This window comes from Janthinobacterium rivuli, from assembly GCF_009208735.1.
GTDB lineage: Bacteria > Pseudomonadota > Gammaproteobacteria > Burkholderiales > Burkholderiaceae_D > Janthinobacterium.
Map to the genome: position 1 here is coordinate 16,309 of NZ_WFLJ01000018.1, position 13,957 is coordinate 30,265.

Genomic DNA, 13,957 nt, shown 5'->3' on the forward strand with positions numbered 1-13,957 from the left:
ACATGTCGTACTCCTGAGTAGTATGCGGTGTGGTGAGGCTTTCATCATAGGTTGAATTAATGCTTTTGGGCATCGGATGAATGTCCGCCACGATGTAGGACAACACCTCGTCACTGGCGCCCCGCCTCGCTCTCCCGCCGCTTAGCGGTTTTTCCAGCGCACCACCGGCTCTTCCGGCGCCGTGTCCGGCACGTTCGAGATCGCCAGCCACTGCGTCAGCCGTTCCGGGTGCTTGAGATTGATGCCCATGCCATCGATGATGCCGACCTGTTCCAGCATGCGCGCATCGATTTTCGCCTTCGACACCGTGGGCGCGCCCATGACCATGCGGTCATACGCCTTGCGCGCCTTGTGTTCCCACTTGTGCAGATTGCTTTCGTCGAAGCGGTTGGCTTCGAAATACACGGTCAGGGTGCCATCGAGGTTGCCGAAGCCGACAATGCCCGCGCCCTTGCGGATGGTGGTGGTGTTGTCGATGTCAAATTCCGCCGTGGGCACGAAAATGCCGGCGCGGCCATCGATGTCGGGACGTCCCACGGGGGTTTCCTTGCCGTAGGAACTCGTTTCGGTGATGTTTTTTTCTGCAGACATGGTACGTGTGTGGTGGCCATGCCGGGAGCGCAAGCGGGCCCGGCGGCGCCAGTCATCCTGTTCAAAAAATGCGTGCTGATGATCAGGGCGGGGTAGGGGCCCTGGCGGAGCGATGCTTGGCATTGCTTGATACCCCACTATTGTAGCGCCAATTTAATTCTTCTTGGCAACATTTCCTGCGCAAATGCATCCGTTTTTCCATGAGAAAAGCCGCCCGGCCAGGTGGCGGGGCGGCGCTTGCGCGACGACGTCAGATTCAGGCGGCGCGCTTGCGGCGTGCCATGAAACCCAGCAAGCCCAGGCCCAGCAGCAGCATGGCGTAGGTTTCCGGTTCCGGCACGGCAGCCATCACCGAGACATTATCCAGGTAGGAACCATAGGTCGGTGCGGAGACCGGGCCGATCGATTCGAAGCGCAGCAGGCTCGACGCGCCGAGCGCCGTCACGTTCTGGCTGTAGGTTTGCCACACGCCGCTCGTGTTGCCAACCAGGGCCGTTGGCGTGAGCAGGGTCGAACCCCAGTAGACATTCATCAGGCTGTTTGCGCCGCCAGCGGTATCGGGACGGCCCGAGTAGGCGAACGACAGTGCATACGTGCCGCCAGCCGTGGTGGCGATGGCTTGCGAGACGGATGTCAGGCGATCCGTATTCAGTTCCAGGTATTGCGTGCCGTTGGCGGCGACGGGATTGAATCCGCTCTGGCCGCCTTGCGTGGCGCCTTTCTGGATTTCAAAGGCCGAGTTGCCGCTGGCAGACGAGGTCCAGCCTGTCACGCTGCTGAGCGGAGCCCAGGCTGAGGCGATGACATTGTTTTCAAAGCTGCCGTTGACCACCAGTTCGGTCGCGGCGTTGGCGCCGCCGGTGGCGACCAGGGTGGCCAATGCGGCAATCTTCAGCAGGGTGGTTGGCGTATTCATGTGGGTTCTCGCTTGATTGATTGAAAGATAATTTAGTTTCCTAAATGACATTTAAAGAATATCACCAAAAATCACACAAAGAACACGCACGCGCTAAAAATATTTGCAATTGTGAAATCATTTATGTCCGTATTGCAACTAATTTCCATGGGGAACTGATTGCAATCTCGTCCAAGAGCGGACGCAGTCGTGGGCATGCTTGCATCAAGGAATTTTTGTAACATCGGGGACGTAAAAAAACCTGCACCATTACAACAATGGCACAGGTTTTGTCTTGTCTCCCGGCCGCGCCGCCTATCGATTCGGGAGGCGGCACGGCGCGCACGCTCAGAACGCCAGGCGTCCCTGCAGGTAGACCATGCGTGGCGCACCCACCATCTTGCCCAAGTTGCCGTCCGAGGTGCGCGTGAAGTAGCGCTTGTCGGCGAGGTTGTTGACGCCGGCGACCAGCTCCAGGCCGGCCTGGCCCGGCACTTTCCATTTCACTTGCGTGTTCCAGGTGCGGAAGCCCGGAATCACGCCCAGGTTGCCGGCCGCGTTTTCCGCCACGGTGTTGGCTTCGTCGGCGAACTGGCGGCTCTGGTGGCTGCTCGACAGGTCGAAACCCCAGGCGCCCAGCTGGTAGTGGGCGCCGACGGTGTCCGTGGTGCGCGAATAGAAGGGCACGTCATTGCCCGCGTTCGCGCCATCCTGCAAGGTCGCCTTGGTGTAGGTGTAGGTGGCGTAGGCGTTCAAGCCGGCCAGCGGGCCGGATCGGTCGAAATGGTAGTCGATGGCCGATTCCAGACCCCGGTGATGCGTGGCGCCCACGTTGTAGAAGACGACGTTCTCGCCGCTGCCGACGGACTGGATCTGGTTGTCGAACTTGATGTTGAACAAGGTCGCCTCGGCCGACAGCTGGCCGCTTTTCCAGCGCGCGCCCAGCTCGGCGGTTTTCGCCAGTTCCGGCTGCAGCGGATTCTTGCTTGACTGCGCATTGAGCTGCGTATTTTGCACGGCGCCAAACGAGCTGTTGTAGTTGCCGAACAGGGTCACGTTGTTGTTGAGCAAGTAAGCCACGTTCAGCGAAGGCAGGGCCTTGTTGTTGAGCAACTCGATCTGTTGGTCGGTCGGCAAGTGGTTGTAGCGTTCCGTCTTGATGTGTTCGTAGCGCACGCCGGGCGTGATGCGCCACGCGTCGATGGCGATCTTGTCGTCGATATACACGGCCTGGGCATCGGTGGCATTGTCGGCGAAGCGCGTCGGCGTCTGCCGCGCGCCGCTGGCGATGACCACGTTGTAGATCGCCTCGTCGGCCCGTTCGGCCAGGTAGCGGTAGCCGACGGTGACGTCCTGCGAGACCTTGCCGGTCATGAAGCGCTGCGTATAGCGCGGCTCGATGGCCATCGTTTCATAGTTGCGCGGCTGATGCCCCAGGTTTTTTCCGCTGATCAGCGTGCTTTCGCGCGAGCTCTTGTTGTAATAGGCGCGCACCTCGAATTCCTGCGTGCCGGAAATGGCATTCAGGTAGCCGATGTCGAAGGCCTTGCGCTCGCCGCTCCAGAAGTCGGTCGGGCGCGTGTTCTGGAACGGGTCCTGCTTGTATTGCGCGGCGGTCAGGCCACCGGGCGTGCGCGACGTCACGTCATAGTAGGACAGCTTGCCGTACACCTCGGCTGTTGGGCTCAGGTCGTAGCGGAATTTGAGGGCGAAGTCGTTGACCTTCTCGTCGCTGCCCACGCGCCAGTCGCTGCCGCGGATGCCGGAGTACAGCACCGCCAGGCCCAGGCCGCTGTCGAGCTGGGTGCCGGCAAAGACGCTGGCCTGCGTGTTGTGGCCCACCTCGCTGTAAGCGTTGTAGCGCACGCTGGCGTCGCCCGTGACGCCTGGCGTGGTGGGCACGCGGCGCGTCTTGAAGTTGATGATGCCGCCCACGTTTTGCGGGCCGAAGCGCACGGCGCCGCCGCCGCGCACCACATCGACCGTCTCGACATTGGCCAGGCTGACGGGCGCGAACGACAGTTGCGGCTGGCCATAGGGCGCGACCGACATCGGGATGCCATCGAGCAAGACCGTGCTGCGCGGCGAATAGCGCCCGGCCAGGCCGCGCACGCCGATATTCAGGGAGATGGCGCTGCCGGCGCTGCCCGAGTTGTCGCTGGTCTGCACGCCGGGAATGCGGCGCATCACGTCGCTGAGGCTGGACGCGCCCGCGTTGTCGATATCGTCCTTTTGCACCACCGTGCGGGCGCCCGCGAAATTCTTCGTGCTGGCGGCCATGCTGGTGCCCAGCAGGTTGCTGCTGACCTGGATGGATTCCAGGATGGGACCGGCGTTATCGGCCGTGTTGGGCGAACTAGCTTCCTGTGCCTGCACGGCAAGTGGAGCGCCCAGGCAGACGAGGGCGATGGCCAGCGCGCACGGGCGCAGCGACAAGGGCAGTGGGGAAGGTGTGGCAGCCATGCATGGATCTCCGTAATGACAATGTTTGCGCGGGCATTCAGGCGGCGCGACAACATCGTGGCGTGGACATCCGGCGCAAGGGGATAAGAATGATAATGATTCTCATTTTATCCGTCAATTGCGAACACTGCGTAGTGCCGGCTTTACCTGTGAGAAGCTGGCAAGTGTTGCTGACGCGGTACAGCGGGCGATCTCGATTGCCGCTCGGCACCATTGCTCGGGTGCGGCGGCATTCTGCCTGCTTCTTGTATACTCCCGTTTTTGCAGCCCTCAGACGTGAACGTACAATGAGCCAGACAACTGAAACGACACCAGGCACTTCCCCTGTGGAACGCCGCCAGGGCGACCAGCCGGCAAGTGCTGCGCGCAAGCTCAATCTGCTGGTGGTCGACGACAACCAGGAAGTGGGTGAATCGCTGGCCATGCTGCTCGAAGCGCTGGGGCACCACGCCGTGGTGGTGCGCAACTGGCAGATGGCCGTCGAGCAAGTCAAGCTGTGCGTGCCCGACGCCGTCTACCTCGACATCGAGATGCCCGGCATCAGCGGCATCGAAATCGGCCGCCGCCTGCACCATAATCCCGAGACGGCCAACGCCGTGCTGATCGCCGTCACCGGCCACAGCCTGCCCATGTACATGGACGACGCGCTGGCCGTCGGCTTCCGCCACTTCCTCGTCAAACCCGTGCGCCTGGACGACCTGGCGACGACGGTGCAGTCGGTGCTGGCGGGGTAGGGTTTACGCTGCCTCGGCTGATGAGTGGTCAGGTGTTCAGCGCTGCGCCGCGGAACTGCAAGCCGAGTGCATGCGTCACCTTCAAAATGGTGTCGAAGCTTGGATTGCCTTCGCCGGACAAGGCCTTGTACAAGCTTTCCCGTCCCAGTCCCGTATCTTTGGCAAGTTGCGTCATGCCGCGCGCCTTGGCTATGTTGCCGAGCGCTTTGGCGATGAACGATGCGTCGTCGCCGGCTTCTTCCAGGCAAGCTTCAAAGTAGGCAACGATATCCTCTTCGGTTTTGAGGTGCTGCGCGCTATCCCATTTGTTGAGCTTTTGTACCATCAGACCTCCTCATCGAACGTGGCGCCAGCATGGATGCTTTTCACGCATGCAAGCGTATTCTTTGGGATACGTAAAATCAGGTATACACATCAAGTCTGACTGCCGCGCACGGGTTGGCTCGTTCGCTGATGAACTGGCCTTTATGCTGCGGGAGGTGAGGGCTGATGCTGCCTCATGCATGTTTGCTGGAATGAAAAAAGGGTCACAAGCCGAGGCATGTAACCCTTTTTATTTACCACTAATTCTGTGGGGTGGCTGATGGGGCTCGAACCCACGACAACAGGAATCACAATCCTGGACTCTACCAACTGAGCTACAGCCACCACTGTCTTACTTGCCTGTTTAGCTGTTTTGCTGAACAGGTGCCGAATTATACAAAGAACTCGGCGAAGTGGCAAATCTAAATGCAGTCTTTTTTAAAGAATCGAAAGATTGCATGAAAACGCCCGCTTTTGCTCACACCGCTCACACGGACAGGTGTTCGACGGGCGGGTGCAAGTCCAGCAAACCGGCGAAGGCTTTCGCCAGGGACTCGGCCTTGGCCGTCGTGTAGCCCTGCAGCCGTGGCGCGTCGTTGGCGGTGCGGCGCAAGCCGGCCGCATCGAGCAGGCGGGCCAGTTGGCGCGCCACGGCGTCGCCCGTGTCCACCAGCGTGATTGCTTCCTGCGTGTGCGCGCGCACCGTGCGTTCGATGGCGTCCTGCACGAAGGGGTAGTGCGTGCAGCCGAGCACCAGGGTGTCGACGCCTTGTTCCAGCATGGGGGCGATGTAGCGTTCCAGCATGGCGCTGGTGGCGTCCTGCGGATCGGTGCCCAGTTCGCATTGCTCGATGCGGTCGGCCAGGCCGATGCAGGGCTGCAAGATGAACGTGGCGCCCGTGGCGGCGCTGACCTGCTCGCGCAGGGCCAGCAGCTTGTCGCCGCGCAAGGCGCGTTCTGTCGCCAGCACGGCGATCTTGCCGTTGCGGCTGATGCTTGCCGCCGGTTTCAAGCCCGGTTCGACGCCGACGATGGGCAGGTCGGGATAGCGCGCGCGCAGCGCCTTGATGGCGGCGATGGTGGCCGTGTTGCACGCCACCACCAGCGCCTTGGCGCCTTGCTGCAACAAGAAGGCGGTGATCGCCAGCGAACGGTCGACCACTTGCTGTTCCGTCTTGTCGCCATATGGGGCGTAGCCGGAATCGGCAAAGTACATCAGGTCTTCCTGCGGCAGCTGCGCGCGGATATGGCGCAGCACCGACAGGCCGCCCACGCCGGAGTCAAAAATGCCGATGGGCGCGTCCGGGCGGGCAGTGCTTGCAATAGAAGTCATATAAAGCCGAAGTAGATAAAAAAACGCCGCGCTGATGTGGCCGCGCGGCGTTCATGGTAGAGCCTGTTTAAGCAACCGTCACGGGAATCTTGCTGACGCTATTGAGTTGCTCGATCTTCGCTTGCCACTCTTTCGGGCCCGTGTTGTGCACCGAGGTGCCTTTCGCATCCACGGCCACCGTCACCGGCATGTCGACGACGTCGAATTCGTAGATCGCTTCCATGCCCATGTCGGCAAAGCCCAGCACCTTGGCGTGCTTGATGGCTTTCGACACCAGGTAGGCGGCGCCGCCCACGGCCATCAGGTAGGCCGACTGGTGCTTCTGGATCGATTCGATGGCGACCGGGCCCCGTTCGGCCTTGCCGATCATGGCGATCAGGCCCGTTTTTTCCAGCATCATGTCGGTGAACTTGTCCATGCGCGTGGCGGTGGTCGGGCCGGCCGGGCCGACGGCTTCGTCGCGCACCGGATCGACCGGGCCGACGTAATAGATCACGCGGTTCTTGAAGTCGACCGGCAACTCTTCGCCACGGGCCAGCATGTCCTGGATGCGTTTATGCGCGGCGTCGCGGCCCGTCAGCATCTTGCCGTTCAACAGCAAGGTCTGGCCCGGCGTCCACGAAGCGACTTCTTCCTTCGTCAGGGTGTTCAGGTCGACGCGCTTGGATTTTTCCGTGTCCGGCGTCCAGTGCACTTCCGGCCACGACGACAGCGATGGCGGCGTCATGTAGGCGGGGCCCGAGCCGTCCAGCACGAAGTGGCCGTGGCGCGTGGCGGCGCAGTTCGGGATCATGGCGACAGGTTTCGACGCGGCGTGCGTCGGGTGCATCATGATCTTGACGTCGAGCACGGTCGTCAGGCCGCCCAGGCCTTGTGCGCCGATGCCCAGCGAGTTGATCTTGTCGCACAGCTCGATACGCAGTTCTTCCAGCTTGTTCTGTGGGCCGCGTTGCTTCAGCTCAAACATGTCGATGTCTTCCATCAACACTTCTTTTGCCATCAGCATGGCTTTCTCGGCCGTGCCGCCGATGCCGATGCCCAGCATGCCTGGCGGGCACCAGCCGGCGCCCATGGTCGGCACGGTCTTCATGACCCAGTCCACCAGCGAGTCGGACGGGTTCATCATGATCATCTTCGACTTGTTTTCCGAGCCGCCGCCCTTGGCAGCGACTTTCACGTCGACGGTATTGCCTTCGACCAATTCCATGTGCACGACGGCTGGCGTGTTGTCCTTGGTGTTCTTGCGGTCGAAATGCGGGTCGGCCACGATGGAGGCGCGCAGCTTGTTGTCGTCGAAGTTGTACGCGCGGCGCACGCCTTCGTTGACGGCGTCGGTGACGGTGCCGCTGAAACCTTCGAAGCGCACGCCCATGCCGATTTTCAGGAAGACGTTGACGATACCCGTGTCCTGGCAGATAGGACGCTTGCCTTCCGCGCACATGCGCGAGTTGGTCAGGATTTGCGCGATCGCATCTTTTGCCGCCGGGCTTTGCTCGGCCGCGTAGGCACGCGCCAGGTGCTCGATGTAATCAGCAGGGTGGTAGTAGCTAATGTACTGCAACGCTGCGGCGACGGATTCGATCAGGTCTTCTTGCTTTATGACAGTCATGGTGTTCTCGCGGTGGATAAGAAGGGTAAGACTTTGATGCTGTTTGCTAATCAGTATGGGAGCGCCAGAACTTAGTGGGGCGCCCTGGCTTGGTTCTGGGTAACCGTCATGATGCGGTCCGTGTACGCAATCGCCATCGCCGACAGGATGAAGACCATGTGTATCACCGTTTGCGCGATGATCACTTCGATCTTGTACGAGTTGGCGTTGATGAAGGTCTTCAGCAGGTGGATGGACGAGATGCCGATGATGGCCATCGCCAGTTTCGTCTTCAGCACGGACGCATTCACATGCGACAGCCATTCCGGCTGGTCCGGGTGGTCGTCGAGGTGCATGCGCGACACAAACGTTTCGTAGCCGCCGATGATGACCATGATCAACAGATTCGAGATCATGACCACGTCGATCAAGCCCAGCACCACCAGCATGATGGTCGCTTCATTGAGCTTGGTCGGCAGGGCGCCGCCTGGTACGGCCACGGCCGTCAAGACGTGCTGCAGGGCCGCGTCATTGCCGAACACGGCGCCGATCAGGTCCGACAGTTCCACCCAGAAGTGAAATACGTAGACGCATTGTGCGAGGATCAGGCCCAGGTACAGCGGCAGCTGCAGCCAGCGCGACATGAAGATGAAGGCGGACAGGGGATGCAGTTTGCTATGTGAGGGCTTTTGTGAGTGGTCGATCATCTGGAGTTTCCTGGGGGTAAATACCAATTTTTGGTATGCCCGACATTTTACACTTGCTGCTGATCACTGCGCATGCCCTCGATCTGGATTCTTGGCCTTGATGAAATACAAAGCGACGTCAACTAATTGACTTGTTATCAGTTTTTCCATCCAGAATGCTGGGCGTCGTACGCTTGACGCCTGTCGCCTGTGGCGATTATGGTTAGAATTGATCGGGGAAAACGCCGACTGTAAGGCGTCCGTAAGACAGCAGGAATATTGTGTTAGCAAACAATTACTACACTGGAGACTAGCATGGCCGGTACAGAGAACCAAGGGCAGGGCACACAGCAGCAGGGACCAGAAGAGTCGCGCATATTTGAACCGTCGGCAGCGTTTGCCGCACAGGCAACGATTTCCGGCATGGACGCCTACCGCGCCATGGTGGCCGATGCCGAACGCGACTACGAAGGCTTCTGGGCCAAGCTGGCGCGTGAAAACCTGAGCTGGAAAAAGCCGTTCACCCGCACCCTGAACGAAGACAACGCCCCATTCTACAAATGGTTCGAAGACGGCCAGCTGAACGTGTCGTACAACTGCCTGGACCGCAATATCGAAAACGGCCTGGGCGACAAGACGGCCATTATCTTCGAAGCGGACGACGGCACCGTCACCAAGGCAACTTATAAAGAGCTGCATGAAAAAGTCTGCAAGTTCGCCAACGGCCTGAAATCCAAGGGTATCGCCAAGGGCGACCGCGTCATCATCTATATGTCGATGTCCGTCGAAGGCGTAGCCGCCATGCAAGCCTGCGCGCGCATCGGCGCCACCCACTCCGTCGTGTTCGGCGGCTTCTCGGCGAAATCCCTGCAGGAACGCATCATCGACGCGGGCGCCGTGGCCGTCATCACGGGCGACGAGCAATTGCGCGGCGGCAAAAAGCTGCCGTTGAAATCCATCGTCGACGAAGCGCTGGCGCTGGGCGGCTGCGATTGCGTGAAAAACGTCATCGTCTACAAACGCACGGGCAGCGACTTGCCGATGGTGGCCGGCCGCGACACGTGGCTGCACGACCTGGTCGAAGGCCAGAGCGCGCAATGCGAGCCGGAATGGGTCGATGCCGAGCATCCGTTGTTCATCTTGTATACCTCGGGTTCGACGGGCACGCCGAAGGGCGTGCAGCACTCGAGCGGCGGCTACCTGCTGTGGGCCGCGCTGACGATGAAGTGGAGCTTCGACATCAAGCCGAACGACGTGTTCTGGTGCACGGCCGACATCGGCTGGGTGACGGGCCACAGCTACATCGCGTATGGCCCGATGGCCGTGGGCGCCACGCAAGTGGTGTTCGAAGGCATCCCGACCTACCCGAACGCGGGTCGCTTCTGGGAAACCATCAAGAAGCACAACGTCAGCATCTTCTACACCGCCCCCACGGCGATCCGTTCGCTGATCAAGGCGGCCGACGTGGACCCGAAAGTTCACCCAAGCAACTACGACCTGACGAGCTTGCGCCTGCTGGGCACGGTCGGCGAGCCGATCAATCCGGAAGCGTGGATGTGGTACTACAAGCATATCGGCGGCGAGAAATGCCCGATCGTCGATACCTTCTGGCAAACGGAAACGGGCGGCCACATGATCACCCCGTTGCCTGGCGCGACGCCGATGGTGCCCGGTTCCTGCACCCTGCCATTGCCGGGCATCATGGCCGCCATCGTCGACGAAGCGGGCCAGGACGTGCCGAATGGCCAGGGCGGCATCCTGGTGGTGAAGCGTCCATGGCCATCGATGATCCGCACGATCTGGAACAACCCCGAGCGTTTCAAATCCAGCTACTTCCCGGAAGAGCTGGGCGGCAAGATGTACCTGGCAGGCGACGGCGCCATCCGCAACAAGGACACGGGCTACTTCACCATCACGGGCCGCATCGATGACGTGCTGAACGTGTCGGGCCACCGCATGGGCACGATGGAAATCGAATCGGCCCTGGTGGCCAACCCGCTGGTGGCCGAGGCCGCCGTGGTAGGCCGTCCGGACGACACGACAGGCGAATCGATCTGCGCCTTCGTGGTGCTCAAGCAAGCGCGTCCGACAGGCGAGGAAGCCAAGAAACTGGCCCTGGAGTTGCGTAACTGGGTCGGCAAGGAAATCGGCCCGATCGCGAAACCGAAGGAAATCCGCTTCGGCGACAACCTGCCGAAAACCCGCTCCGGCAAAATCATGCGCCGCCTGCTGCGCGTGCTGGCCAAGGGCGAGACGATCACGCAAGACGTCTCGACCTTGGAAAACCCGGCTATCCTGGAGCAGTTGAAGGAAGCGTCGTAATGCAAGGTCGGTCCCTGCGGGGACCGAGCATGGCCTCTGTTGGGCTGCCGCTTGTCGTTGTGTGCTTTAACTTTTACCCCACGGTAAATAACTTTGGCAGTCCGTAGAATCTTTGCTATAATCTGCGGCTTCGCGACAAGCGAGAAATAGTACGCAATGCGAGCAAGTAGACGCATTGCCTGCAGGAGAGGTGGATGAGTGGTTGAAGTCGCACGCCTGGAAAGCGTGTATAGGTTCATAGCCTATCGGGGGTTCGAATCCCCCTCTCTCCGCCAAGGATACAAATTGGCCAGTTCAAGGAAGTCCAAGAACGTCCACAAAAAACCGTTTTAGCCCGTGCTAAAGCGGTTTTTTTGTATTTTGGCGTCCAGTACTGTCCAGCTGCATCCAGCTCATCGGGGGGCATTACCCAGGTCGTATGCCCCCGGCTCTAGGAACCTTGCCCCCGGAAGTTGGTCAAAAGTAGTTTCCGGCATTGTGCCGAGGGAGACTACCATGGCCAAGAACAACGTTTCGCTGACCGAGATGCAGGTCAGGAATGCCAAGCCCAGGGAGAAACCTTACAAGCTATTTGATGGTGGTGGACTCTATCTTGAAGTCGCAACCAGCGGTTCGCGCATTTGGCGGTTGAAGTTTCGCCAATTGGACGGCAAGGAAAACCGGCTCACCTTCGGCCCTTATCCAGAAGTCACGCTACAGGATGCGCGAGAAAAGCGTCTGGAGGCGCGTCGATTGCTGCTGAAAGGAATAGACCCCGCCAAGCATCGCGACGACGCAAGGCGGCTCGCCGCCGAAAAATCCTCTAATACCTTCGAGAAAATCGCCAGGGAGTGGTACGCAAACAAGGTGCCGACGTGGAGCGAGCGTACTGCCAAGAACATGCTGCAGCGTCTTGAAGCCGATATTTTTCCACGGATCGGCGACAGGCCGATCACGGAAATCAGGCACCGCGAATTGATTGATACCCTGCGCAAGATCGAGGAGCGCGGCGCGACCGAGATTGCGCATCGCCTGAAAGCCGTCTGTTCGCAGATATTCAGCTACGCCATCCAGTGCGGCCTGGCCGACCGCAACCTGGTGGTGGACATGAAGGACGTCCTGAAGACCAAGCGCGCCTCGCACTACGCTGCTATCGACGCCGATGAATTGCCCGCCTTCCTGGATGCGCTGGCGCGCAACGAGGCGCGCATGTTCGAGCCGACGCGCATCGCGCTGCGCCTGATGCTGCTGGTCTTCGTGCGCACCAGCGAACTGATAGAAACGCCATGGAGCGAAGTCGATCTGGAGAAGGGCGAGTGGATCATTCCCTGGCAGCGCATGAAGCGCGGCAAGCTGACCGTCAACCCGGACACGACCAATCACCACGTCTGCCTTTCGCGCCAGGCACTGGCCTTGCTGCGCCAGCTGCACACCATCACGGGCCGCGGTACGTACCTGTTTCCAAACCAGCGGGACCACGACAAGCCGCTGAGCAACAACACGCTGCTGGTGGCGCTGTCCCGCATGGGCTACAAGGGACGCATGACCGGCCACGGCTTCCGGGCGCTGGCCATGAGCACCATCAAGGAGCGCCTGGGCTACCGCCATGAAGTGGTGGACCGCCAGCTGGCGCACGCACCCAAGGACAAGGTGGCCAGCGCCTACGACCGCGCCCAGTTCCTGGCGGAGCGCCACAAGATGATGCAGGAGTGGGCCGACTACCTGGAAGCCGTGGAGCGCGGGGATACGCCGCAGCCAGGCCATCATGGGTCGCTGGAACTGGTGTGGCCAGTGCCGCATCGTTAAGGAGGCTGCCATGCCAAGACGAATTGAACCTCTGACTGAGCAACAGCTGATACAGGCGGAGCCTGGAGACAAGCCATTCAGGTTATTCGACGGCTACGGCCTGTATGTTGAAGTCATGCCGACTGGCTCGAAGGTCTGGCGCATGAAATTTCGCCAGAAGGACGGCAAGGAAAATGCCCTAACATTCGGCCACTACCCGGAGGTATCGCCAACGCTTGCTCGATGCCGCCGCGTAGTCGCACGCCAGATGCTGCATGATGGGCTGGACCCGCGTACAGAGTTCGACGCGGCCCACATGCGTCCACCGAAGCCCGTCAGGCGGCATTGCCTGCTTCCCGTTGCCATGGACGATAGAAAGGTGGAGCGCTGCGTAAGCCAGGTTGGAAGGCAAGCGCTGGAGCGGTTGCACGGCCTTGTATTCCCGGCGCTGAGCCGCGTCGTGGCCGACGAAGGCGTGAGAAGCGACATGCAGATCATGCTGGAGAAAATCCAGAAGGAGCGCAGCGCCGAAGTGATTGATTTGCTGTACGACTACTGCGCCGACATCATCTTTGGCTGCCTTGGATTGGGTATTGATGAAGATGATTTGATCGAGGCCATGAGGGATGCCAGGGTGGCGCAGCGGCGGAGGTGAGCGTATCTATGCCGCAGGTATCCCGGTATCTCCCGGCTTCATTCGGCTCTGGTCCCTTTGTTGTCGATTGGCCTGGTGCTTGATGAAGTGTCGATTATTGAGCATACCGTGTCTGCAGGTCTGCAGGTCTGCTGGCCTCGATACACGCTTGCATCCAACGTAGCACCTCGCTCCTGATCCACGCAGAGGAGCGTCCTTGCAGCTTCACGGGGGCAGGGAAGCTGCCTTCCTTGATGCCTGCATAAACGCTGCTGCGCGACTTGCCGCAGGTTGCCAGCACTTCGCCCAGGCGGATGAAGCGCTCTTCGCCCATGCGAGGTTCAACGCGGCGCTCTTTCAGGTATTCGGCTGTCGCTGCTTTCATGGCGTCCCCCTTCGTAAATCAAAAATGCCAGCGGCAGCACCGGGGCGAATGGCATATGCCGCAGGCCTTGCCCTGCGACCGATTCGTCCTTCGCCGAGACGCGCTCGCAATCATTATTCCGAAAACATGGGTCCAGTATCGAATGCCGTAATCGCTGGTGCAACAAGAATCGGCCTGCCATGCCACTTGGATCAAGCCTGCCGCGCACTTTGTGTGAGATCAAGGCTGGACACAGGAGCGGGTTCGTGGAAGCTTTAGC

The 13,957-nt window shown here is 60.3% G+C and carries 12 protein-coding genes and 2 tRNA genes; 5 read left to right on the forward strand and 9 right to left on the reverse strand.

Annotated elements, in window-relative coordinates; translation table 11 throughout:
* Positions 1 to 141 precede the first annotated feature (141 nt).
* The 3 genes from GCN78_RS22150 to GCN78_RS22160 all read right to left on the reverse strand — a co-directional run bounded on the left by GCN78_RS22150 (position 142) and on the right by GCN78_RS22160 (position 3,949).
* Complete coding sequence (locus tag GCN78_RS22150; RefSeq protein ID WP_152253632.1) at positions 142 to 591, reverse strand: hypothetical protein; 450 nt, start codon at positions 589 to 591, stop codon at positions 142 to 144.
* A gap of 256 nt (positions 592 to 847) precedes the next feature.
* On the reverse strand, positions 848 to 1,507 hold the full coding sequence (locus tag GCN78_RS22155; protein ID WP_193316825.1) for an FxDxF family PEP-CTERM protein: 660 nt from the start codon (positions 1,505 to 1,507) through the stop codon (positions 848 to 850).
* A gap of 327 nt (positions 1,508 to 1,834) precedes the next feature.
* Complete coding sequence (locus GCN78_RS22160) at positions 1,835 to 3,949, reverse strand: TonB-dependent receptor family protein (RefSeq protein WP_152253633.1); 2,115 nt, start codon at positions 3,947 to 3,949, stop codon at positions 1,835 to 1,837.
* A gap of 287 nt (positions 3,950 to 4,236) precedes the next feature.
* Here GCN78_RS22160 and GCN78_RS29425 point away from each other — a divergent pair, with 287 nt between their 5' ends.
* Entirely contained in the window at positions 4,237 to 4,683 is a 447-nt protein-coding gene (locus GCN78_RS29425) for a response regulator (RefSeq protein WP_193316826.1), read from the forward strand.
* A gap of 28 nt (positions 4,684 to 4,711) precedes the next feature.
* Here GCN78_RS29425 and GCN78_RS22170 read toward each other — a convergent pair whose 3' ends face one another.
* From GCN78_RS22170 to GCN78_RS22190, 5 genes are all read right to left on the reverse strand, one after another.
* On the reverse strand, positions 4,712 to 5,008 hold the full coding sequence (locus GCN78_RS22170) for an addiction module antidote protein (protein ID WP_152253635.1): 297 nt from the start codon (positions 5,006 to 5,008) through the stop codon (positions 4,712 to 4,714).
* 247 nt (positions 5,009 to 5,255) lie between these two features.
* Positions 5,256 to 5,331: transfer RNA gene (locus GCN78_RS22175), tRNA-His, on the reverse strand.
* A 142-nt stretch (positions 5,332 to 5,473) separates the two neighbouring features.
* Positions 5,474 to 6,319, reverse strand: coding sequence for a glutamate racemase (gene murI, locus GCN78_RS22180; protein ID WP_152253636.1), 846 nt, complete (start codon positions 6,317 to 6,319; stop codon positions 5,474 to 5,476).
* A 67-nt stretch (positions 6,320 to 6,386) separates the two neighbouring features.
* Positions 6,387 to 7,928: a fumarate hydratase gene (locus tag GCN78_RS22185; protein WP_070218188.1), complete on the reverse strand. Its 1,542-nt coding sequence runs from the start codon at positions 7,926 to 7,928 to the stop codon at positions 6,387 to 6,389.
* 71 nt (positions 7,929 to 7,999) lie between these two features.
* Positions 8,000 to 8,614 carry a YqhA family protein gene (locus GCN78_RS22190; RefSeq protein ID WP_152253637.1) on the reverse strand — a complete coding sequence of 205 codons (615 nt, stop codon included), beginning with the start codon at positions 8,612 to 8,614 and terminating at the stop codon, positions 8,000 to 8,002.
* A 294-nt stretch (positions 8,615 to 8,908) separates the two neighbouring features.
* On the opposite strand from GCN78_RS22190, the gene acs reads away from it, so the two are divergent.
* The 4 genes from acs (at position 8,909) to GCN78_RS22210 (ending at position 13,334) form a co-directional block, all read left to right on the forward strand.
* A complete protein-coding gene (gene acs, locus GCN78_RS22195) occupies positions 8,909 to 10,915 on the forward strand; it encodes an acetate--CoA ligase (RefSeq protein WP_152253638.1) in 2,007 nt (668 codons plus the stop codon).
* Between the two features lie 184 nt (positions 10,916 to 11,099).
* Positions 11,100 to 11,190 (forward strand) — tRNA-Ser (locus tag GCN78_RS22200).
* Between the two features lie 220 nt (positions 11,191 to 11,410).
* The gene (locus tag GCN78_RS22205; RefSeq protein ID WP_152253639.1) at positions 11,411 to 12,700 is read left to right on the forward strand and encodes a tyrosine-type recombinase/integrase; all 1,290 of its coding nucleotides are present in this window, start codon (positions 11,411 to 11,413) and stop codon (positions 12,698 to 12,700) included.
* Positions 12,701 to 12,710: 10 nt separating this feature from the next.
* Positions 12,711 to 13,334, forward strand: coding sequence for an Arm DNA-binding domain-containing protein (locus GCN78_RS22210; RefSeq protein WP_193316827.1), 624 nt, complete (start codon positions 12,711 to 12,713; stop codon positions 13,332 to 13,334).
* Positions 13,335 to 13,428: 94 nt separating this feature from the next.
* Here the strand turns inward: GCN78_RS22210 and GCN78_RS22215 are convergent, their stop codons facing one another.
* On the reverse strand, positions 13,429 to 13,698 hold the full coding sequence (locus GCN78_RS22215) for a helix-turn-helix transcriptional regulator (RefSeq protein WP_226939774.1): 270 nt from the start codon (positions 13,696 to 13,698) through the stop codon (positions 13,429 to 13,431).
* Positions 13,699 to 13,957 lie beyond the last annotated feature (259 nt).

What these genes read in the sequence shown, in the direction of transcription:
- GCN78_RS22150 (WP_152253632.1), bottom strand. Translation starts at nt 591, where the DNA reads ATGTCTGCAGAAAAAAACATCACCGAAACGAGTTCCTACGGCAAGGAA.
- GCN78_RS22155 (WP_193316825.1), bottom strand. Translation starts at nt 1,507, where the DNA reads ATGAATACGCCAACCACCCTGCTGAAGATTGCCGCATTGGCCACCCTG.
- GCN78_RS22160 (WP_152253633.1), bottom strand. Translation starts at nt 3,949, where the DNA reads ATGGCTGCCACACCTTCCCCACTGCCCTTGTCGCTGCGCCCGTGCGCG.
- GCN78_RS29425 (WP_193316826.1), top strand. Translation starts at nt 4,237, where the DNA reads ATGAGCCAGACAACTGAAACGACACCAGGCACTTCCCCTGTGGAACGC.
- GCN78_RS22170 (WP_152253635.1), bottom strand. Translation starts at nt 5,008, where the DNA reads ATGGTACAAAAGCTCAACAAATGGGATAGCGCGCAGCACCTCAAAACC.
- murI (WP_152253636.1), bottom strand. Translation starts at nt 6,319, where the DNA reads ATGACTTCTATTGCAAGCACTGCCCGCCCGGACGCGCCCATCGGCATT.
- GCN78_RS22185 (WP_070218188.1), bottom strand. Translation starts at nt 7,928, where the DNA reads ATGACTGTCATAAAGCAAGAAGACCTGATCGAATCCGTCGCCGCAGCG.
- GCN78_RS22190 (WP_152253637.1), bottom strand. Translation starts at nt 8,614, where the DNA reads ATGATCGACCACTCACAAAAGCCCTCACATAGCAAACTGCATCCCCTG.
- acs (WP_152253638.1), top strand. Translation starts at nt 8,909, where the DNA reads ATGGCCGGTACAGAGAACCAAGGGCAGGGCACACAGCAGCAGGGACCA.
- GCN78_RS22205 (WP_152253639.1), top strand. Translation starts at nt 11,411, where the DNA reads ATGGCCAAGAACAACGTTTCGCTGACCGAGATGCAGGTCAGGAATGCC.
- GCN78_RS22210 (WP_193316827.1), top strand. Translation starts at nt 12,711, where the DNA reads ATGCCAAGACGAATTGAACCTCTGACTGAGCAACAGCTGATACAGGCG.
- GCN78_RS22215 (WP_226939774.1), bottom strand. Translation starts at nt 13,698, where the DNA reads ATGAAAGCAGCGACAGCCGAATACCTGAAAGAGCGCCGCGTTGAACCT.